Origin of the sequence: Nonomuraea sp. SBT364, from assembly GCF_001083785.1 — a bacterium.
Classification (GTDB): domain Bacteria; phylum Actinomycetota; class Actinomycetes; order Streptosporangiales; family Streptosporangiaceae; genus Nonomuraea.
In genome coordinates this window covers 14,757-31,985 of record NZ_LAVL01000021.1, presented here as the reverse complement: position 1 = coordinate 31,985, position 17,229 = coordinate 14,757, and the positions used below count along the sequence as shown (strand labels likewise).

The following is a 17,229-nucleotide window of genomic DNA, read 5'->3' as shown; positions in this document are numbered from 1 at the left end:
GTGCAGCGATCGTCAATCCTTGGTCAAACAACGACCTGCTCGTGGACGCAGGGCTCCGCCGGGGAAGATTGCCGGGTGGAAACAACGCATCCGAGCGACTTCGCGACTGCGATCGGCGAATTGACACTGAGGTCAGCCGCCGCGCGGGCGCCGCTCGATCCCGGAGGGTGAATTCACCTCTCCTGAGGCACCGGAGCTGACCACGATGACGGACCCACTCAATCGCCTGCTGATCGAGCACACCTCGACGTCACGCCGGAACCGGCCAGGCGAGACACACCACCTGGTCCCGATCGGCGGTGAGCGCCGCGAGTTGCTCGACTGGGTGGAGGAGACCGGCGCCTTCAAGGTGTGGGTGGCCGACCCGGACGCGGGCCCCACCGACGACCCCTACAAGCCCGTCCCGCGCACCAGCGGGACGTTTCTCACCATCGGCCAGGGACATCGCCTGGTCTGGCTCGCCAGCCAGCTCGGATTGTGGCACGAGGGCAGCGTGCTGGATTGGGTGCCGAACTCCGGCGGCAGAATTTTCGAGCTCAACCGGTCGATCACTGCCGGAGACCCGATGCCCGAACTCCTCAACGCCTCGCAATTCTCGATTCCGCCCGAGCGCGAACTCATCTACCTCGACCACGAGCGGGTGCTCGACTGGGACCGGTTCACCGGCGACATCCTCATATGGGACTACGACCGCTCGGCAACCACGACCGACCCCTTCCCGACCCGGCTCAACAGCACCTCGTTCCCGAACGTCCGCGAGGACCACCAGATCGTCTACCTCGGCGGCGACATGCTGCTGATCTGGAACGAAACGTCCGGCGAAGTCGAGGTCTGGCGCTACGACCGCACCCTGCTCGGAGAAGTCGACCCGTTCACCGATCTCGAGATGAGTGACAGCTGGACGGGCGAGATCGAACCGGGCCGCAAGATCCTCTACCTGGGAGAGGACCAGGTGCTGGACTGGGATCCGACATCGGGCTCGCACCGGATCTGGAGCTTCGACCGGCCCAGGATGCCGGCCGCGCAGTTCGACTTCCTGCTCAACACCGACCTGGACACGGCTGCGCACTGGGTGGCCCGAGCACAGGAGCGGATCGTCGCCTACCAGGTCGCGCTCGCAGGCAGCGGCACCGACCCCAACTTCTCGGCCACCGATGATGCGCTGCGCACCCACTTCCACGCACAAGACCATCCATCGGGTCTGCAGTTCGCGCTGGCCGCGATCCTCGACATGTACGTCGGGATGATGAACCGCTTCTCGACGGGCACCGGCTCGATCTTGCAGGTCACCAAGGAAACCGCCATCTCCGACCTCGGAGGCGTGTCCGACTACACCCGCGGCTACAGCACCCAGGGCGTCGGCACCCGGCTCACGCCCGCCTATCGCACCAACGACACGATCGGCCATCCCGGACTCGACGGCGCCGGCCCCCGGCTACGGGCAGCGATCCTCATTCACGAAACGACGCACTTCCTCGGAGACAACCCCGACACCGCCCTCGAATGGCAGATCCAGGCCTACGACGCGCTCACTCCCGAGCTGGCGCTCCGAAACCCGGCCAGCTACGCCAGCTTCGCCCACCAGGTCACCGAAGGGACGTTCCTGCGCTTCGGCCTCGAACCGTGGATCTGACAACACCAGTGGTCCGTCGCACAACCTGGTCCGGCTTCAGAGTCCGCATGTGAACAGCGCCCTGCGCCTGCTCAACCGCCCGTATCCGGCCGAGAAGCGCCCGACCAGCCAGAAGGTGAAGTGCGACTGCTGGCCGATCAGATGGGCCGGCTGGTACGGGTCTCGCCGGCGTTACCCGGGAGCGGTGCACGACGTTGGTGCTGCTCGAACGGTCGGCCTGATCGACGCTCTGACCGGTGCCGGTGGCACGATCTGCACACCGTTCAAACGACATCGCCATCGGCCCTGGCTCTCCCGCAGCCAGGGAGACGTCAACCACGCCCACGCCCGCATCCGCGCCATCGCCGAACGCGCCGTCGCGACCTTGGAGCTGGAAGGTGCTCACCAAGCTGCGCTGCCGCCCGCATCGAGCGACCGCACTCGTGCAGCCAGCCTCGTCCTGCAACTCATCGAAGAGGGCCGCTACTCAGGATGAAAAGGGCTCCTTGATCGGCTCATTCCCCATAAACTACGCGGATGCTTCCTAACCTCGATGGCGAGGCGGGTGCCAGCGCCGAGCAACGCCTCCAAGACGAGACGATCATCTGGCTGACGACGGTCAGATCCGACGGCCAGCCTCAGACGTCGCCTGTGGGGTACGTGTGGGACGGAGTGAGATTCCTGATCATCAGCAACCCCGGCGCCCCGAAGATCCGCAACCTGCGCGACAACCCCAAGGTCACGCTGCACCTGGACCTCGACGGCAACGCGGAGCGATTCAGCGTCCTCACCATCGAGGGCATCGCCGAGCTGGAACCTGCGCCCCTGGGTGGGCCTGCGCCGCTGAGTGAGTGGGAGCTCTCCACCTACCTGGAGAAGCACCTGGAATCGATGCGCTGGGCCGGTTTGACGCCCGAGGAGACCTTTGCCGACTTCTCCACCGCGATCCGGGTGACGCCAATCCGTGCCCGCTGCTACTGAGCCGCCTGCCGCCGAGATGAGCGATCGGGACTGGAACACCCTTGGCGCCCAAGGAAGCCAAATCTCCCCGAACTACTTCGCTGAATCACGTCACCGTCTGGAGCAGGCACCGTCCGCAGGCGCGCCTGCAGTGTCGCCTCTCCGCCGGGTACCGCTGGGAACACCACCTGCCGGACGGTGCCCTCCGGAGCCCGCAGCTACGCTTCGGCGATGGAGAACAGCTTCTCGGTCTTGCGGTGCGCCTTCTTGGCCCGGCGTCTCGATCTTCAACGGCCAGCAGCGCCGCCCGCAATCCCTCGTCTGTGAACACCGCCGGGCAGATCTTGTCCGCCAGTCACTCGGTCAGCATGCCCCGCACCTGGGCCCGGTGCCGCTCGATCGACCGGCCTGACCAGTCGTACTCCACCAGCAACGCCGGCTCGACCTGTCAACTACCCGGCCACGTAGTTCCACGGTGACGACCTCGGGGCATTGCAACGAGCCGGCTTCTGCCATTGCATCTGCGGCCACGAGTTCTCCGGGCACCAGCAGGGGCCGACAGAGGGCCGGTGTACGCGAGCTGAAAGCCGGCCCTGCGCCCAGCCATCGAAGCTGTCGTGTCATCAGCCGACCGATGCCCGGGCCATGCCTCGCCCAAGCCGCCAGGCGGCCCAGCCCCGAACGCCTGACCCGGCACACGATCACCGCAGGCGCAGGGGTACGCGCTGACGGACGAGGAGATGACGGCCGGCTCATGCTCGGCCGCCGCTCCGGTCGTCGTGCCCGGGCAGCCATTGCTGCGCTGGGCATCGTGCTGTCCGCGCGGCGCGCTCGCGAGTTGCCCCTCTGCGGGCCGCCGCGGGCCCGCATCGCCGGCCTACGCGAGGTAGGTCTCGGCTCCCTGGGACGCTATCCCGCCGCCTCGACGACCGTGACCACGTGATTGGTGCTCGTTCCCTTGACGGTCGAGCTCCCGACCAGCGTGACGGTGTAGGTGTGCTTCCCGGCCGTGGCCGGCGTGTCGGTGAAGGCGAACGTCCCGTCGGTGGCGGCGGCCAGTTTCTGACCCTTGGTGGTGACGGTGCCGTCCGGCGCGACGGCCCTGCGGCTGACGGTGACCGTCGTGCGAGGGTAGACGACGCCCGTGGCGGCAAAGGTGCCGCTGAACTCCAGCAGCTCGCCGACGGCGCCCGTCGCGGGCCCGGTCACGGTGAGCGCCGGTTCGTACCTGGCTACCGCGACGGTCGCCGTCGCGTAGGCCCCGTAGTACCAGGAGTTGCCCGGCCAGGACAGGCGATACCTGAACGCCCCGATGCCCGGTGGGGTGTCGGTGAACTCGTAGGTCCCGTCCGCCGCTGTGGTGACCTCTCGGAAGGGCCGGTCGGTGCCGTCGGGGAGCCAGCTGTACAGTTCCAGCGTCTGCACGCCGGGGGTCGCTCCGGTGCTGAGCGTGAGCCGTCCGCTGATGGTCAGCGGCTTGAGCGCGTTCGCCTCGGCGGGCGCCGTCAGGGTCAGGGCCGAGGAGTGGTAGGGCGCGGACGGCAGCCGCCAGAGGTGCATGCGCCCGGTGCCCGGCTCCTTCAGCACCGCGAAGGTGTAGATGCCGTAAAAGCCGATGCTGCCCGGCACCAGTGCCTTCCCCTGGCGGCCGGCCGTGTAGATCACCTCTCTCGTGATCGCGTCGTAGACCACGAGCTCCGCCGCGTCACCCGCGGCGGAGTTCCAGCCGCCCACCACGTAGTAGCCGTTCTCACTGGCCGCGACGGTGGCGGCCAGGTCGTGCCCGGCCGGCCCCTTCTCGTCGTAGGCGTGGGCCCGGTCGAAGGTCGTGGTGTCCCAGGCGTCGAAGGCGTGGGCGCCGGACGGCACCGGCAGCACCGCCGACCCTTGGTAGGCGAGGGCCAGGTCCTCCAGGGACGGCAGCCCGTCCGCGTCGCCGAGGATCTCGCCGAGCGGGTTGCCCGGGTCGCGGTTGACGTCGTACAGCCTGATGGTGGCGGGGCTGACTCCCGGCTCCGACACGGCGAGGAAGGCGCCGGCGACCGCGACCAGCGGAGGTCGGGTCGTGGCCGGCCCGACCTTGACGAGGATGGGGGTGGCCCGCACCTCGAGCGCGACGACCCCTCCCTCACCCGCCCCGCCGCACCCGTATCCGATCCACAGCCGGTTGTGGGCCTGCGCCAGCGTGGACGGGCACGGATACGCGGACAGGTCGATGCGCCGGGTGACGGCGACCGTGGCGGTGTCGATCTCGATCACCTCATGCGTGCCTCTCAGCGTCGCGTACACCTTCCTGGCGCCGTCCGGCGCGGATAGGGCGGTGACTCCGGACAGGCCGCCGATCGTGGTGACGGCCTCGCCGTCGAGGTGCGTGACCACGATCCGGTCGTCGGCGGCGACGAAGACCTTGCCGTGGCCGGCCACCAGGTCCCCGCCCTTGCCCGCGACCCCGAGGTCGGCGACGAGATCGGCGGCCGCGGCCGCGGCGGCGGGAGCTGGGGCGACGAGCAGGCTCGCCGCCAGGAGCAGGGACCCGGCCGAGGCGACTAATCGGCCGATGCGTTCAGAGGCTGAAGGACGCACATGCACTCCGTTCGAAAGACGATCTTCGTTCTTCGAACGTATATTCGCATATTGTGTCATCGCCGTGAAGGGCAAGTCGCCGAGTTTCTGCATGCGGTCCTTGAACAAGGTGGGCCGCAGCGGGGCCATCGGGGAAGCGCAGACGATGATCGCGCCCATGTCCTCCATGCGACACAGCTTGGCCTCATGGTGGGTTGTGGCCAAATACGGCGGATCATAGCGTCGTCGGGTGCCGATGATTGTGTTGTGTCTCGTCCAGTTCATGCTCGTGCTCGATGACACCGTCGTGAACGTTGCGTTGCCCAGCATCCGCGATGAGCTGGGGTTCAGCGCGTCCGGGTTGCCCTGGGTCGTCAACGCCTACTTCCTGGCTTTCGGCGGGCTGCTGTTGCTGTGCGGCCGAATGGCGGATCTGCTGGGCCGCCGCCGGGTCTTCCTGTTCGGGGTGGCGCTGTTCGGGGTGGCCAGCCTGGCCTGCGGGCTCGCCCAGGAGCCGTGGCAGCTGGTGATCGGGCGGTTCGTGCAGGGTGCGGGTTCTGCGATGGCCAGCCCGGCGGCGATGTCGATGATCACGTTGCTGTATCCGGGGCCGGAGGAGCGAGCCAGGGCTCTGGGCATCTGGGGCGGCATCGCGGCCCTGGGCGGGACTTCGGGCCTGGTGCTGTCCGGGGCGCTGACCGACCTGCTGTCCTGGCGGGGGATCTTCCTGATCAACCTGCCCATCGTCGCCGTGGCCCTGGCGCTGCTACCCCGCCTGGTCCCCGAGTCCCGCGCCCCCGGCCGGCGCCGCCTCGACGTTCCCGGCGCGGCCCTGGTCACCGGTGCGGCGGTGTCGCTGGTGTACGGGCTGCTGCGGGCCGGCGAGACCGGCTGGGGCGATCCGATCGTCGTCGGCGCCGTCGTGCTCTCCGCCGCCTTGGCGGTGGCGTTCCTGGTGGCCGAGTCGCGGGCGGCGGCGCCGCTGGTGCCCCGGTCGTTCCTGGCCTCGCGGACGCGGGCGGTCGCCAACGGCGCGACCCTGCTGTTCTCGATGGCGATGTACGCGATGTCGTTCCTGCTGATGATCCAGATCCAGACCGTTCTGGGCTACAGCCCGCTCCTGGCCGGCATCGCCTATCTGCCCTACGGCGCCGACATCCTGGCAGGCATGTGGCTGTCCTCCCGCATCTCGCTCAGGATTGGGACGCGCTGGGCGCTCCTACTGGCGTTCCTGGTCAACATCGCCGGCCTGCTGCTGCTGTCCGGCGTGGCGGCCGGCGACTCCTACGCCGCCCACGTCCTGCCCGGCATGCTCATCCTGAGCGTGGGCAACGGGCTGAGCCTGCCCGTCATGGCCGTGGCCGCGGTCGACGGCACCACCGAGGACGACGCCGGTCTCGGCTCGGCCCTGTTCACCTCCGTCCAGCAGATCGGCGGCGCCGTAGGGGTGGCCGCGCTGGCCACCATGAGCTACTCAGGCGGGCTCACGGCGGGCGCGCTCTGCGTGGCGCTCGGTGCCGTGCTCATCTTCGTGCTACTGCCCTCGCGTGCCGGCGGTCCGCGGCGGCCCGCTGGGCATGGAGCCGACGGCCGAAGCGCGCAGACAGCCGCTCCCCGGTGAGGATCTGGACCCCGCTCCGCCCAAGCCAGGCCGTCGCGGGCCAGCAGTGCGTGGCGACTTGACGGTAGCGCTAGGGCGGCTGCTGGCCACAAGCCGCGATCAGGCCATATCGTATCGCGTTGAGGACATAGGCTGGAGCCCATGATCGAAGCCGCCGAATCCATGATCGAGGCCGTCGAAACCGCCGTCCCGACCGCGGTAGGCGTGATCGTTGTCGGGCACTTCCCCCTGTCATCGGGGCAGTGGATCTCCCCGCACAGCCACACGCACCACCAGCTGGCCTGGACGCGGAGCGGCGTCCTCAGCGTCGCCGTGGACGACGCGTACTGGATCCTGCCACCCACCCGGGCCCTGTGGCTGCCGGCGGGAGTCGTTCATCGGACCGGCGCGACCCGCGACGCGCTGCTGTGCAGCCTCTACCTCAATCCAGTGCGGTGCGCACTGGACTGGACGGAGCCCACTGCGGTCGGCGTCGACGGGCTGCTGGCCCATCTGATCGCCTATCTCGCCCGTGAAGACCTCGCCGATGACGCGCGATTGCGGGCCGAGGCGGTAGTGCTGGACCTGTTGCACCCCGTGCCGGCCCTGCCCATCGATGTCCCGCTTCCCGTGGACGAACGCGTACGCGCCGTGGCCGACACCCTGCTGGCCGACCCCTCCGACTCCCGGAGCCTTGACGGCCATGCGCGCGCCATCGGAGTGAGCCGACGCACTCTGACGCGGCTGTTCGTCCGTGACACCGGGTTGAGCTTCGACCGCTGGCGCACTCATATGCGACTGCGGGCCGCCCTGCCTCTCCTCGCCGAAGGCCGGCCGGTGTCGCAGGTCGCGCACACGGTGGGGTACGCGACCTCAAGCGCTTTCCTCGCGGCGTTCCGCCGGACCGTCGGCACCTCACCCGGGCGCTACCTCAACCGAGAGGCCGTCCGCGACGTTTGATCCAGAACGGAGAAGGTCTCACGATCTCATCCGGGCGGACACCTGCTCCCGCGCCTGTCCACAGCATGCGCCACCAGCACCGAAGCCAACTCGGCCGCACCCTCGGCGAACTCCCGCAGCCGATGCGCCTTCTGAATCTGTTCTCTGCCGAGGTGACCATCCGCTGCAACACCGCCACCACTCAAGCCGACGGCATCGCACGTGACACCTCGACCGGCTTGGCGAAACTCCCGCCGCGTCCTCATGCCAGAAACCCGAAGCCGGCTGACGGGGACCGTACGAAGAACGGCTCTGGCCCACTTTCGGTGGTGACGGAGGGTGGTTGGCCGAGGGTGTCTCTGAACTGGTGGCACGATCTTTTCTGGCGGCGGGTTACCTTACGAGGCGCCAGGTGCCATTGCCGTTCGGTTGCAAGTGCCAACCTGCCGGCCAGTCGCTGACAGTGACTTTCATGTCAGGCGCTTCCCTCACAGTGGCCCTGTCAAAACTGATCCCTTGATCGAGGGTCGTCCCGTCGAATCGAGTGTCCCTGGTGAAGGTCGCCCCGTTGAATCGGGCGGCACCGGCAAAGGTCGCCCCGCTGAACCAGGCATCCCGGCTGAAGGTCGCCCCGACGAACTCGGCCCCTTTGGTGAAGGTCGTTCCGTCGAACCGGGCGTCCCTGCCGAAGTTGACCGACAAGAACTTGGCCTCTTCGGTGAAGGTCGTTCCGTCGAACCACGCGTCCCCGGTCAGGACCGCCCAGTCGAACCGGGCCTGTCCAGTGAAGGTAACCCTCCGGAACAGCGCCTCTGCCGTGCGGCAGTAGGTGAAGTCGAGGTCGATGAGGGTGGCACCGGTCAAGTCGATGCGCATGCCGTCCCAGAACTGCTCGCCCGGAGATGTCACCCGCAGGTGGGGATTGCGCCGATCGTCGCGCAGGTGATCGATCAGGATTTGCTGCGCGGTGAGCCGGACCTGAAGCTCGCCTTCTTGGTCAACGCCGTTCTGTGCGGCCGGGTGTGGTCCCGGCGTGGCTGGAGCAGACTCCTGGCTGGGAGGCGGGCCCCACATGCGTAGGTAGGCGCAGATGACGTTGACGATGGTCTGCCGGTGTCCGGGGTTGTCTTGGGCCAGACGTTCCAGCGCATACAGCCCGGCCAGCCGGACCGCAGCTTTGTCGTGGCCGAGTTGCTCGGCGGCCTTGGTGTACAGCTCGGTCACCCGCCGCTCGGTCGCGTCGTGCGCGGCGACATGTTCGACCAGTTCGTGGTGGCGCTGTCGGCGGAAGGCCAACATCAGCGTGATCGCCGCGCCCACCCCGGCTCCGGCGGCCAGCGCAGTTCGGATGATCTCGCTGCGTGCCGTTGCTCCAGCTGCATCGGCCCGCGGCGCGGGCAGTCCGGACAGCAACCACCATGCCACCACGCCCACCGTTCCGGCTACCGCCACCGCCGCCGAAACGATCCACCATACTGCCGGCCGAGGCTCGCGCAGCACGGGCACCGAGCCTGGCCTCAATCGGCTGTGAAATTCCCGCGTCAGGCGCATATCGCCGTATCACGGTTTAAGCGCTCTCCGTTACTCGTAGACCATCGATCGCCATCTCGCAGACGGCTTCGAACGGGTCTTCTGGCCCCACCTGGCCTAGTGCTCCAGTGACACGTCGAGGTCTTGACGGTTCAGCCACATGAAGACGGCCATCACATGATCATTCGGAGTTCGTGAAGACATCTGAAGATCGCGTGATGGCCGTGGCCGACACTGGCGACCCCGCCGGCTGGATGGTCACCGGGGTTGAGCAGCATGCGAACGAAAAGTCTCGTTTAGCCGCCCCCGAAACCCCGCTTGGCGTGGACGGCTGTTCCGACACGCTTGACCTGCAGAAACGTGCTGCTCAGAGGGTCGCTGAAGCCGTTTCTCCCGTGACAGTTCGATCTTGAGCCTGGCCGGCGCTGATGGATGAGTCCTACTTTCGGGGCCCATGCCAGTTGAGTTCTTGAGCGATGAAGAGGCGGCCGCCCACGGCCGTTACGTAGGGGCGCCGACGCGGGCCGAGCTGGAGAAGATGTTCTTCCTCGACGACGCGGACCGCCGGACCCGCTCGAGGTCCCGGCCGAGGTGATCGACTACCTGGCCGATCAGCTCGGCGTGGCGGACGTCTCGCAGATCAAGCAGTACACCGAGCGGCGCCAGACGCAGTTCGACCACCAGGACGAGATCAAGAAAGCGTACGGGCTGCGGGAGGTCTCCGCGGTCGAGGCGGCGTTTGTCGCGTGGGTGGACGCGCGGGCGTGGAACACCGGGGACGGCAAGAAGAGCATCTTCGTCGACGGGGTGAGCTGGCTGCGCACCAACAAGGTACTGCTGCCGGGGGTGACCACGCTGACCCGGCTGATCGCCCGGGTGCGCGATGAGGCAACCGAGCGGCTGCATGACACGCTGTACGGCATCTTGTCGCCGCGGCAGCAGGCGATTCTGGCCCGGCTGCTGGAGGTACCGGAGGGGGCGCGGGCCTCGGATCTGGAGCGCTGGCGCAAGGGCCCGTCGGTGCCCTCAGGCCGGAACATGGAAAAGGCGCTGGAGCGGGCCGGTGAGATTCCGGATCGAGGGCCTGGGCGAGGTCGGTGATGAGGTCGTCGGCGTCTTCCATGCCGACGGACAGGCGGATCATGCTGTCGGTGATGCCGCGGCGGGCGCGCTCGTCTGGGTCGAGGCCGTGGTGGGTGGTGGTGATGGGCTGGGTGATGAGGCTTTCCACGCCGCCGAGGCTGGGGGCGATGGCGAACAGGCGCAGCCGGTCCACCACGGCGGCGGTTTGCTCGGCGGTGGCGTCCAGCACGGCGCTGAGCATGCCGCCGCTGCCGCGCATCTGCGCGTCCACGATCCTTTTCGCGTCGCCGGTGGCCAGGCCGGGGTAGTGCACCCGGCGCACACACGGGTGGGCCGCGAGGAAGGCGGCGACGGCGGCCGCGGTCTCGTTCTGCGCGCGTACGCGGACGGGCAGGGAGCGGATGGAGCGGGCCAGCAGGTCGGCGACCTGTGGGGCGATGACCTGGCCGAGGTTCTTGCGCCACATCGCAACTGGGGCCAGCAGTTCGGCCGCCCCGATGAGGGCGCCGGCGGTCAGGTCGGAGTGGCCGCCGAGGTATTTGGTGGCCGAGTGGATGACCAGGTCCGCGCCATGGTGGAGCGGGTTCTGGTTGACCCGGGTGGCGAAGGTGTTGTCGACGACCGTCAGCGCGCCCGCCGTGCGGGCTTGGGCGGAGATCGCGGCGATGTCGAAGACGTCCAGCTTCGGGTTGGACGGCGTTTCGAAGAACACGATGCGGGTGCGGCCGGTCAGCACCTCGCCGAGCCGGTCGGTCTCGTCGGCGCGCAGGAAGGTGGTGGTGATGCCGAGTTGCGGCAGATTGGCGCCGAGGAGTTCGAAGGTGCCGCCGTAGACGTCGCCGAGGCACACGATGTGCTCGCCGGTGCGGGTGTGGGCCAGGAAGGTGGCGGCTTCGGCGGCCATGCCGGAGGAGAAGGCCGGCGCCTGCTGGCCGCCTTCCAGGTCGGCGAGCTTGTCCTCCAGGGAGCGGATGGTGGGGTTGAGGCCGTAGCGGGTGTAGAGGTTGCCGCTCTTGCGGCCTTCGACGACGTCGAGCAGGTCGGCGGTGGAGGGGAAGGCGAAGGTGGAGTGCGCGTACAGCGGGGTGTGGACGGCGCCTTCGCCGTCGCGGTGTTCGCCGGCGTGCACGCTGCGTGTGGCCAGCCCCTGGCCGTTGGTGCCACGGACGATGAGGCCCGGTGCGCTGGTGCCTGCTGTGGTGGTGTCCGGTGTGGTGATCTCGGGCGAGGTGTGGTCGGTCATGCCTCTCCTGCGGGTCGTTTCACGCTGGACCGGTGGGCGTGGTCAAGAGGCGGCCTTGATCAGGGCGGCTGTGGCCGTTTCGATGTCGGTCTCGGTGCTCCAGCGGCCCAGCGACAACCGGACCGCAGCAAGGGCGCGTTCGGGGTTCAGGCCCATGGCGGTGAGTACCGGGGAGGGGGTGTGGGTGCCGCTGTGGCAGGCCGATCCGGTGGAGGCCGCGAGCTGTGGCGCGGAGGCGAGCAGGTCGTGGCCGAGGACGCCGTCGATGCTGACGTTCAGCGTGTTAGGCAGCCGCTGCCGGCTGGGGCCGTTGAGGTGCACCCGGCCAGGCAGGTACTCGGCCAGCCGGCGGTGCAGGTCGTCGCGCAGGGCGGCCAGCCGGGCGGGTTCGCCGTCGGCCAGATCGCGGGCGGCCAGGTCGGCGGCGGTGCCGAGCGCGGCGGCCAGGACGGCGTTCTCGGTGCCGGCGCGCAGTCCGCGTTCCTGGCCGCCGCCGTAGACGACCGGCTCCAGGATGACGCCGTCGCGCACGTATAGGGCGGCGATGCCTTTGGGCGCGTACATCTTGTGCCCGACCACGGTGAGCAGGTCCGCGCCCAGCGCTCCGACGTCCACGCCGATCTTGCCGACGGCCTGAGCAGCGTCGCAGTGCAACAGCGCACCCCGGGCATGGGCGAGCGCTGCGAGGTCGGCGATCGGCTGCAGGGCGCCGGTCTCATTGTTGGCGGCCATCACCGATACCAGGACCGTGTCCTCATCCAGCGCGGCGGCCAGCACGGCCGGGTCCACCAGCCCGTCGCCATCGACCGGCAGTACCGTCACCCGGGCGCCGTACAGGCGCTTCAGCGCCTGACAGGTTTCCAGGATGGCCGGATGCTCGGTGGCCTGCGTGATCACGTGGGGGCGGGGGCGGCCGGCGGCCAGGACCGCGCCGCGCAGGGCGAGCAGGTCGGCCTCCGAACCGGAGGCGGTGAAGACGATCTCGTCCGGACGGGCGCCGATCAGGGCGGCGACCTGCTCGTGGGCGTGCCCCAGTGCCGCACGGGGCCGCACACCATAGCGGTGGCCGCTGGACGGGTTGCCGAACAGGCCATCCAGGTGCGCCGCCATCTGTTCGGCCACGCGCGGGTCGACGGGGGTGGTGGCGTTGTAGTCGAGGTAGACCGGCCCGCCGGCCAGGCCCGGATGCTGGAGGGCCTGCGGGCGGGGCCCACCGGTCGCGCCGGTCATGCGGGTGCTCCGGCCTCGACGGGAAGGTCGGACAGCCGCCACTCCAGCATGCCGTCGCTGAGCCGGATCGCCCGGCGGCCGCGGCCGGTCAGCAGCCGGACCGCATCGTAGGCGAGCACGCAATACTCGCCGCGGCAGTACACGACGATCTCGACACCCTCGGGCAGCTCCTCGATGCGGTCGGCCAGCTCGGTGACCGGGATGGACACGGCGCCGGGGATGTGGCCGGCCAGGTACTCCTCCACCGGCCGCACGTCCAGCACCAGCACCTCGCCCGCCCGGGCGCGGGCGTACAGCTCCTCCCGGGTCACCTCCTCCGCCCTGTCGTCGCCGAGATAGGCCAGGCGTGCCTGGGGGACGGCGGCCTGGTGGGTCTCGGCGACCTTGCGCAGCAGCGCGAACAGCTGGGCGACGTCATCACCGGCCAGCCGGTAGTGGATACGCACGCCGTCGCGGCGAGTGGTGACGAACCCGGCCTGCTTGAGGGTCTGCAGGTGGGCCGAGGCGGTGGTGAGGTTCAGCCCGGCGGCCTTGGCCAGGGCCTCGACGGTGCGCTCGCCCTGGGCGAGCAGATCGAGCAGCTCCAGGCGTTTTCCGCTGGCCAGCGCCTTGCCGCTGGCGGCGAACGCCTCATACAGCCGGGCTTTGGCCTGGGCGGGGGTTGCGTCACTCATCCAATCCTCCATTAATCTATGGAATATCGTACCTTCTGGGGAGCGGTGCGCGCCCCTGCCCGGCCCCGCCGGGGGCCAGATCTTGGAGGGACATCGTGGGATTCGCCGAGGAGTATCTGATACCGCTGGTGGACGAAGGGCTGGGCAACAGCGCCTACCTGGTCGATCTGGGTGACGGCCGGGCGCTGGCCGTGGACGCGAGCCGTGACCTGCGCGCTTTGCGCGCCGCCGCCACCCGGCGCGGCCTGCGGGTGGCGTACGCGGCCGACACCCACCTGCACGCCGACTTCCTGTCCGGCGCCGTGCAACTCGCCCACGACACGGGGGCGGCCGTGCTCGCCTCGGCGGCCGGGAAACGCGGCATTCCGCACCGGGGCCTGGCCGACGGGGATGAGGTGGATCTCGGCGGGCTGCGGCTGCGCGCGCTGGCCACGCCCGGCCACACCGATGAGCATCTGTCGTTCCTGCTGCTGGATGACGGCCGGGAGCTGGGGGTGTTCACCGGCGGGTCGCTGATCGTCGGCTCGGCCGCGCGTACCGATCTGCTCGGCGCCGAGCGCACCGAGGAACTGGCCCGCGCCCAGTACCGCTCGCTGCACCGGCTGGCCACCCTGCCGGACGCGACCGCGGTGTGGCCCACCCACGGCGCGGGCTCGTTCTGCTCGGCCCCGCCCGGCGCCGAGCGCACCACCACCATCGGCGCCCAGAAACGCACCAACGCGCTGCTGGCCGCGCCGGACGAGGACACCTTCGTCCGCCGGTTGGTGGCGAGCCTGGGCTCCTACCCCGCCTACTTCGACCGGCTGACCGAGCGCAACCGGCGCGGCCCCGCCGTCCTGACCGGCACGCCGCCGCTGCCCGCGCTGAACGCCGAGCGCGTCCGGGCGCTGCTCGCCGACGGCGGCCAGGTCGTCGATGTCCGCCCGGCGGCCGAGTACGCGGCCGCTCACATCCCCGGCGCGCTGTCCATCCCACTGCGCGATCAGTTCGCCACCTGGCTCGGCTGGCTGCTGCCCGACACCGCCCCCCTGGCCTTCGTGGTCGGTGACGGCCAGGACCTGGACGAGGTCATCTGGCAGGCCCGCAAGATCGGCTACGAGCGGCTGGCGGGACATCTGGCCGGCGGAATACCCGCCTGGCTCGCGGCCGGCCATCCGCAGGCGTCGACCGCGTTCGTCACCGCCGACCGCGCACCGGCCGGCCCGTACCTCGACGTGCGGCAGGCAGCCGAGTATGCGGATGGGCACGTGCCCGGGGCGCTGCACCTGGAACTCGGCGAGCTCGCCGCCCGCGCCGCCGACGTCGCGGCAGGGGCGGTGGTGGGGTGCGGGCACGGCGAGCGCGCCATGACCGCCGCGAGCCTGCTGGAACGCGCCGGTCACCCCGGCGTGACCGTCCTTGACGGCGGCCCGGCCGACTACGCCGCCGCCCACGGCACGAAGCTCGACGCCACCGGGGGCGGTGCCCGGTGAGCTCCGGCACGGCCGCGCCCGTGCGGCTCGGCTTGCGGGAGAACTGGCTGCAGTTCACCCTGCTCGTCGTCGTCAACGTCTGCGTGGGCGGCCTGGTCGGGCTGGAGCGCACCACGGTCCCACTGATCGGCACCGACATCTTCGGCCTGACCAGCGACCTGGCGGTGTTCTCCTTCATCATCGCCTTCGGCCTCACCAAAGCGGCCACCAACCTCGCCGCCGGTGCGCTGACCGCGCGCTTCACCCGCAAGCAGCTTCTGCTGGCCGGGTGGCTGGTCGGTACGCCGGTGCCGTTCATGCTGGCCTGGGGGCCGTCGTGGTGGTGGATCGTGGCGGCGAACGTGCTGCTCGGCCTCAACCAGGGCCTGGCCTGGTCGATGACCGTCAACATGAAGATCGACCTCGTCGGGCCGGCCCGCCGCGGCCTGGCCACCGGGCTCAACGAAGCCGCCGGCTACACCGCGGTCGGCGTCACCGCGCTGCTCACCGGCTACCTCGCCACCGCCTACGGGCTGCGCCCGGCCCCCGAGCTCATCGGTGTCGTCTTCGTCGCCACCGGACTGGCCCTGGCGCTCATCGTGCGCGACACCGCTGCCCACGTCGCCCTCGAACTCGCCCAGCATCCCGAGCCGCTGCCCGAGGGCGGGAACACCGGGCCGGCGGCGACGTTCGTACGCACCTCCTGGCGGGAGCGGTCGCTGCGCGGCGCCAGCCAGGCCGGGCTGGTCAACAACCTCAACGACGGCCTGACCTGGGGCGTGTTCCCGCTGCTGTTCACCGACTACGGGCTTGGCCTGGCCGCGGTCGGCCTGATCAAGGGTCTGTATCCGATCCTGTGGGGCCTCGGGCAGATCCCCACCGGCCACCTCGCCGACCGCATCGGCCGCAAACCCCTCATCGTGTACGGCATGCTCGTCCAGGCCGGCGGGTTCGTCCTGGCCCTGGCGCTGCTGGAGCGTCCGCTGCTGGCCGGAATCCTGTCCGCCGTGGCGCTCGGCCTGGGCACAGCCATGGTGTACCCGGCGCTGATCGCCTCCGTCTCCGACCACGCCCACCCGGCCTGGCGGGCCAACGCCCTGGGCACCTACCGGTTCTGGCGCGACATCGGTTACGCCGCGGGAGCCCTCGTCGCCGGTGTCCTGGCCGACGCACTCGGCCTGGAGGCCACCGTCGTCGCCGCCGCCGTGCTCACCGCCGCCTCCGGGCTGCTCGCCGCCCGCTGGATCACCGAGCCCCGTGGTCACTGAGCTGCCAGGTGCGGTGGTTCAGCTGCTGAACTCCTCAAGCTCCGCGAGCAACTCGGCCTTGGTGAGCGCCCCGGTCAGCCGCTTCTTCTCCACCCCGCCGACGAACACGATCAGTGTCGGCAGTGCCATGACCTCGAACCGGCCCGCCAGCTCCGGCGCGTTGTCCAACTGCACCATGCCCACCCGCAGCCGGCCCGCCTGCTCCGCCGCGACCTCCTCCAGCACCGGGGCGAGCGCTTTGCACGGACCGCATCCGCTCGCCCAGAAGTCCACCAGGAAGGGCTGCGTCCCCGCGCCCGTCAGCTCGGCATCGAAGCCGGCCGTGGTCAATGCGAGTGGCGTGGCGCCCATGGCGTTCCTCTCTGCTGTCCGTATCGATGACGACTTCGGCCGCCCCTCGCCATGCCGCTCACTCATCGCCATCACGCAGGGCTGTGCCGATGACGTGGAAGGAGACCGGGGTCCGTACGGGCGGGGACAGGAAGCGATCCAGCTGATCGATGTGGAACCCGGCCCGCCGGAGTTCGGCTTCGGCGTCGCGGCCGAGGTGGCAGCCGCCGACCATGAGCGGCCAGATGGTGGCATCCAGCACATCCTGCAGCCGGGCCAGGCCGGGCGTGTCGGCTCGTACGTGCTCCAGAAATCGGAGCTGCCCGCCCGGCCTGAGCACGCGTCGTGCCTCGGCCAGCGCCGCACCGGCGTCGGGCAGCGAGCACAGCACCATGCAGAACACCACCGCGTCCATGCTGCGATCGGCCGTCGGCAGGTGCTCGGCGACGCCGGCCACCACCTCCACAGGAGCCGCCGTCCCTGCGGCGGCGACGGCCTGCGCCTGAGCGCGCAGGCGCGGCTCCGGCTCCACCGCCGTCACCCGTGTCACCTCGGCCGGGTAGTGCGAGAAGTTGACGCCGTGCCCGGCGCCGACCTCGGCCACCTCCCCGGACAGGCCGGCCAGCAGCTCACGGCGGCGCTCCGTCATGCCGCCCCGGTCCATGCCGGCGGCCATCTTGGGATACATCCGGCTGAACAACGGCCGCCGCCTGCTGACCTGCCTGCTCTCCTTCGCCGCGCTCATGC

Annotated in this window: 15 protein-coding genes and 2 pseudogenes; 10 read left to right on the top strand and 7 right to left on the bottom strand. The window is 69.9% G+C overall.

Annotated features, from left to right (window positions below):
• Positions 1–355 precede the first annotated feature (355 nt).
• The 3 genes and pseudogenes from ADY59_RS13080 (at position 356) to ADY59_RS13075 (ending at position 2,593) form a co-directional block, all read left to right on the top strand.
• Positions 356–1,633: a hypothetical protein gene (locus ADY59_RS13080; protein ID WP_156325455.1), complete on the top strand. Its 1,278-nt coding sequence runs from the start codon at positions 356–358 to the stop codon at positions 1,631–1,633.
• A gap of 120 nt (positions 1,634–1,753) precedes the next feature.
• Positions 1,754–2,108: pseudogene (locus tag ADY59_RS48665) on the top strand (IS5/IS1182 family transposase); the annotation flags it as partial.
• A gap of 41 nt (positions 2,109–2,149) precedes the next feature.
• Entirely contained in the window at positions 2,150–2,593 is a 444-nt protein-coding gene (locus ADY59_RS13075) for a nitroreductase/quinone reductase family protein (RefSeq protein WP_049561964.1), read from the top strand.
• Between the two features lie 888 nt (positions 2,594–3,481).
• On the opposite strand, the gene ADY59_RS13070 is transcribed toward ADY59_RS13075, so the two are convergent.
• The gene (locus ADY59_RS13070; protein ID WP_156325454.1) at positions 3,482–5,155 is read right to left on the bottom strand and encodes a hypothetical protein; all 1,674 of its coding nucleotides are present in this window, start codon (positions 5,153–5,155) and stop codon (positions 3,482–3,484) included.
• A 235-nt stretch (positions 5,156–5,390) separates the two neighbouring features.
• On the opposite strand from ADY59_RS13070, the gene ADY59_RS13065 reads away from it, so the two are divergent.
• Positions 5,391–6,755 carry a DHA2 family efflux MFS transporter permease subunit gene (locus ADY59_RS13065; protein ID WP_049561961.1) on the top strand — a complete coding sequence of 455 codons (1,365 nt, stop codon included), beginning with the start codon at positions 5,391–5,393 and terminating at the stop codon, positions 6,753–6,755.
• A 141-nt stretch (positions 6,756–6,896) separates the two neighbouring features.
• On the top strand, positions 6,897–7,694 hold the full coding sequence (locus tag ADY59_RS13060) for an AraC family transcriptional regulator (protein ID WP_197093603.1): 798 nt from the start codon (positions 6,897–6,899) through the stop codon (positions 7,692–7,694).
• Positions 7,695–8,066: 372 nt separating this feature from the next.
• On the opposite strand, the gene ADY59_RS13055 is transcribed toward ADY59_RS13060, so the two are convergent.
• Positions 8,067–9,173, bottom strand: a complete 1,107-nt coding sequence (locus tag ADY59_RS13055; protein WP_197093602.1) for a pentapeptide repeat-containing protein — start codon at positions 9,171–9,173, stop codon at positions 8,067–8,069.
• Between the two features lie 224 nt (positions 9,174–9,397).
• On the opposite strand from ADY59_RS13055, the gene ADY59_RS49870 reads away from it, so the two are divergent.
• Genes ADY59_RS49870 through ADY59_RS53990 form a run of 3 tightly spaced genes read left to right on the top strand, consistent with a single transcriptional unit; the run spans position 9,398 to position 10,304 of the window.
• Entirely contained in the window at positions 9,398–9,616 is a 219-nt protein-coding gene (locus tag ADY59_RS49870; RefSeq protein ID WP_156325453.1) for a hypothetical protein, read from the top strand.
• A gap of 41 nt (positions 9,617–9,657) precedes the next feature.
• Positions 9,658–9,798 (top strand): hypothetical protein, encoded by a 141-nt coding sequence (locus tag ADY59_RS49865; RefSeq protein ID WP_156325452.1) that lies wholly within the window; start codon positions 9,658–9,660, stop codon positions 9,796–9,798.
• Positions 9,795–10,304: a DUF4158 domain-containing protein gene (locus ADY59_RS53990; protein ID WP_049561960.1), complete on the top strand. Its 510-nt coding sequence runs from the start codon at positions 9,795–9,797 to the stop codon at positions 10,302–10,304. Before ADY59_RS49865 ends, ADY59_RS53990 begins: the two co-directional genes overlap by 4 nt.
• Here the strand turns inward: ADY59_RS53990 and ADY59_RS48660 are convergent.
• From ADY59_RS48660 to ADY59_RS13030, 3 genes and pseudogenes are all read right to left on the bottom strand, one after another.
• Positions 10,294–11,529: pseudogene (locus ADY59_RS48660) on the bottom strand (trans-sulfuration enzyme family protein); the annotation flags it as partial. The gene ADY59_RS53990 and the pseudogene ADY59_RS48660 overlap by 11 nt on opposite strands.
• A gap of 42 nt (positions 11,530–11,571) precedes the next feature.
• Complete coding sequence (locus ADY59_RS13035) at positions 11,572–12,759, bottom strand: cysteine desulfurase family protein (RefSeq protein WP_049561954.1); 1,188 nt, start codon at positions 12,757–12,759, stop codon at positions 11,572–11,574.
• Positions 12,756–13,433, bottom strand: coding sequence for an ArsR/SmtB family transcription factor (locus tag ADY59_RS13030; protein ID WP_049561952.1), 678 nt, complete (start codon positions 13,431–13,433; stop codon positions 12,756–12,758). The genes ADY59_RS13035 and ADY59_RS13030 overlap by 4 nt, the downstream gene beginning before the upstream one ends.
• Before the next feature lie 95 nt (positions 13,434–13,528).
• Here ADY59_RS13030 and ADY59_RS13025 point away from each other — a divergent pair, with 95 nt between their 5' ends.
• On the top strand, positions 13,529–14,905 hold the full coding sequence (locus ADY59_RS13025; protein WP_049561951.1) for a rhodanese-like domain-containing protein: 1,377 nt from the start codon (positions 13,529–13,531) through the stop codon (positions 14,903–14,905).
• On the top strand, positions 14,902–16,152 hold the full coding sequence (locus ADY59_RS13020) for an MFS transporter (RefSeq protein WP_082310068.1): 1,251 nt from the start codon (positions 14,902–14,904) through the stop codon (positions 16,150–16,152). The genes ADY59_RS13025 and ADY59_RS13020 overlap by 4 nt, the downstream gene beginning before the upstream one ends.
• A gap of 18 nt (positions 16,153–16,170) precedes the next feature.
• On the opposite strand, the gene ADY59_RS13015 is transcribed toward ADY59_RS13020, so the two are convergent.
• The gene (locus tag ADY59_RS13015; protein WP_049561950.1) at positions 16,171–16,503 is read right to left on the bottom strand and encodes a thioredoxin family protein; all 333 of its coding nucleotides are present in this window, start codon (positions 16,501–16,503) and stop codon (positions 16,171–16,173) included.
• 58 nt (positions 16,504–16,561) lie between these two features.
• Positions 16,562–17,227 carry a class I SAM-dependent methyltransferase gene (locus ADY59_RS13010; protein ID WP_049562034.1) on the bottom strand — a complete coding sequence of 222 codons (666 nt, stop codon included), beginning with the start codon at positions 17,225–17,227 and terminating at the stop codon, positions 16,562–16,564.
• Positions 17,228–17,229 lie beyond the last annotated feature (2 nt).

Coding starts and splice junctions, on each gene's coding strand:
- ADY59_RS13075 (WP_049561964.1), top strand. CDS start 2,150: ATGCTTCCTAACCTCGATGGCGAGGCGGGTGCCAGCGCCGAGCAACGC.
- ADY59_RS13065 (WP_049561961.1), top strand. CDS start 5,391: ATGATTGTGTTGTGTCTCGTCCAGTTCATGCTCGTGCTCGATGACACC.
- ADY59_RS13060 (WP_197093603.1), top strand. CDS start 6,897: ATGATCGAAGCCGCCGAATCCATGATCGAGGCCGTCGAAACCGCCGTC.
- ADY59_RS49865 (WP_156325452.1), top strand. CDS start 9,658: ATGCCAGTTGAGTTCTTGAGCGATGAAGAGGCGGCCGCCCACGGCCGT.
- ADY59_RS13035 (WP_049561954.1), bottom strand. CDS start 12,759: ATGACCGGCGCGACCGGTGGGCCCCGCCCGCAGGCCCTCCAGCATCCG.
- ADY59_RS13030 (WP_049561952.1), bottom strand. CDS start 13,433: ATGAGTGACGCAACCCCCGCCCAGGCCAAAGCCCGGCTGTATGAGGCG.
- ADY59_RS13015 (WP_049561950.1), bottom strand. CDS start 16,503: ATGGGCGCCACGCCACTCGCATTGACCACGGCCGGCTTCGATGCCGAG.
- ADY59_RS13010 (WP_049562034.1), bottom strand. CDS start 17,227: ATGAGCGCGGCGAAGGAGAGCAGGCAGGTCAGCAGGCGGCGGCCGTTG.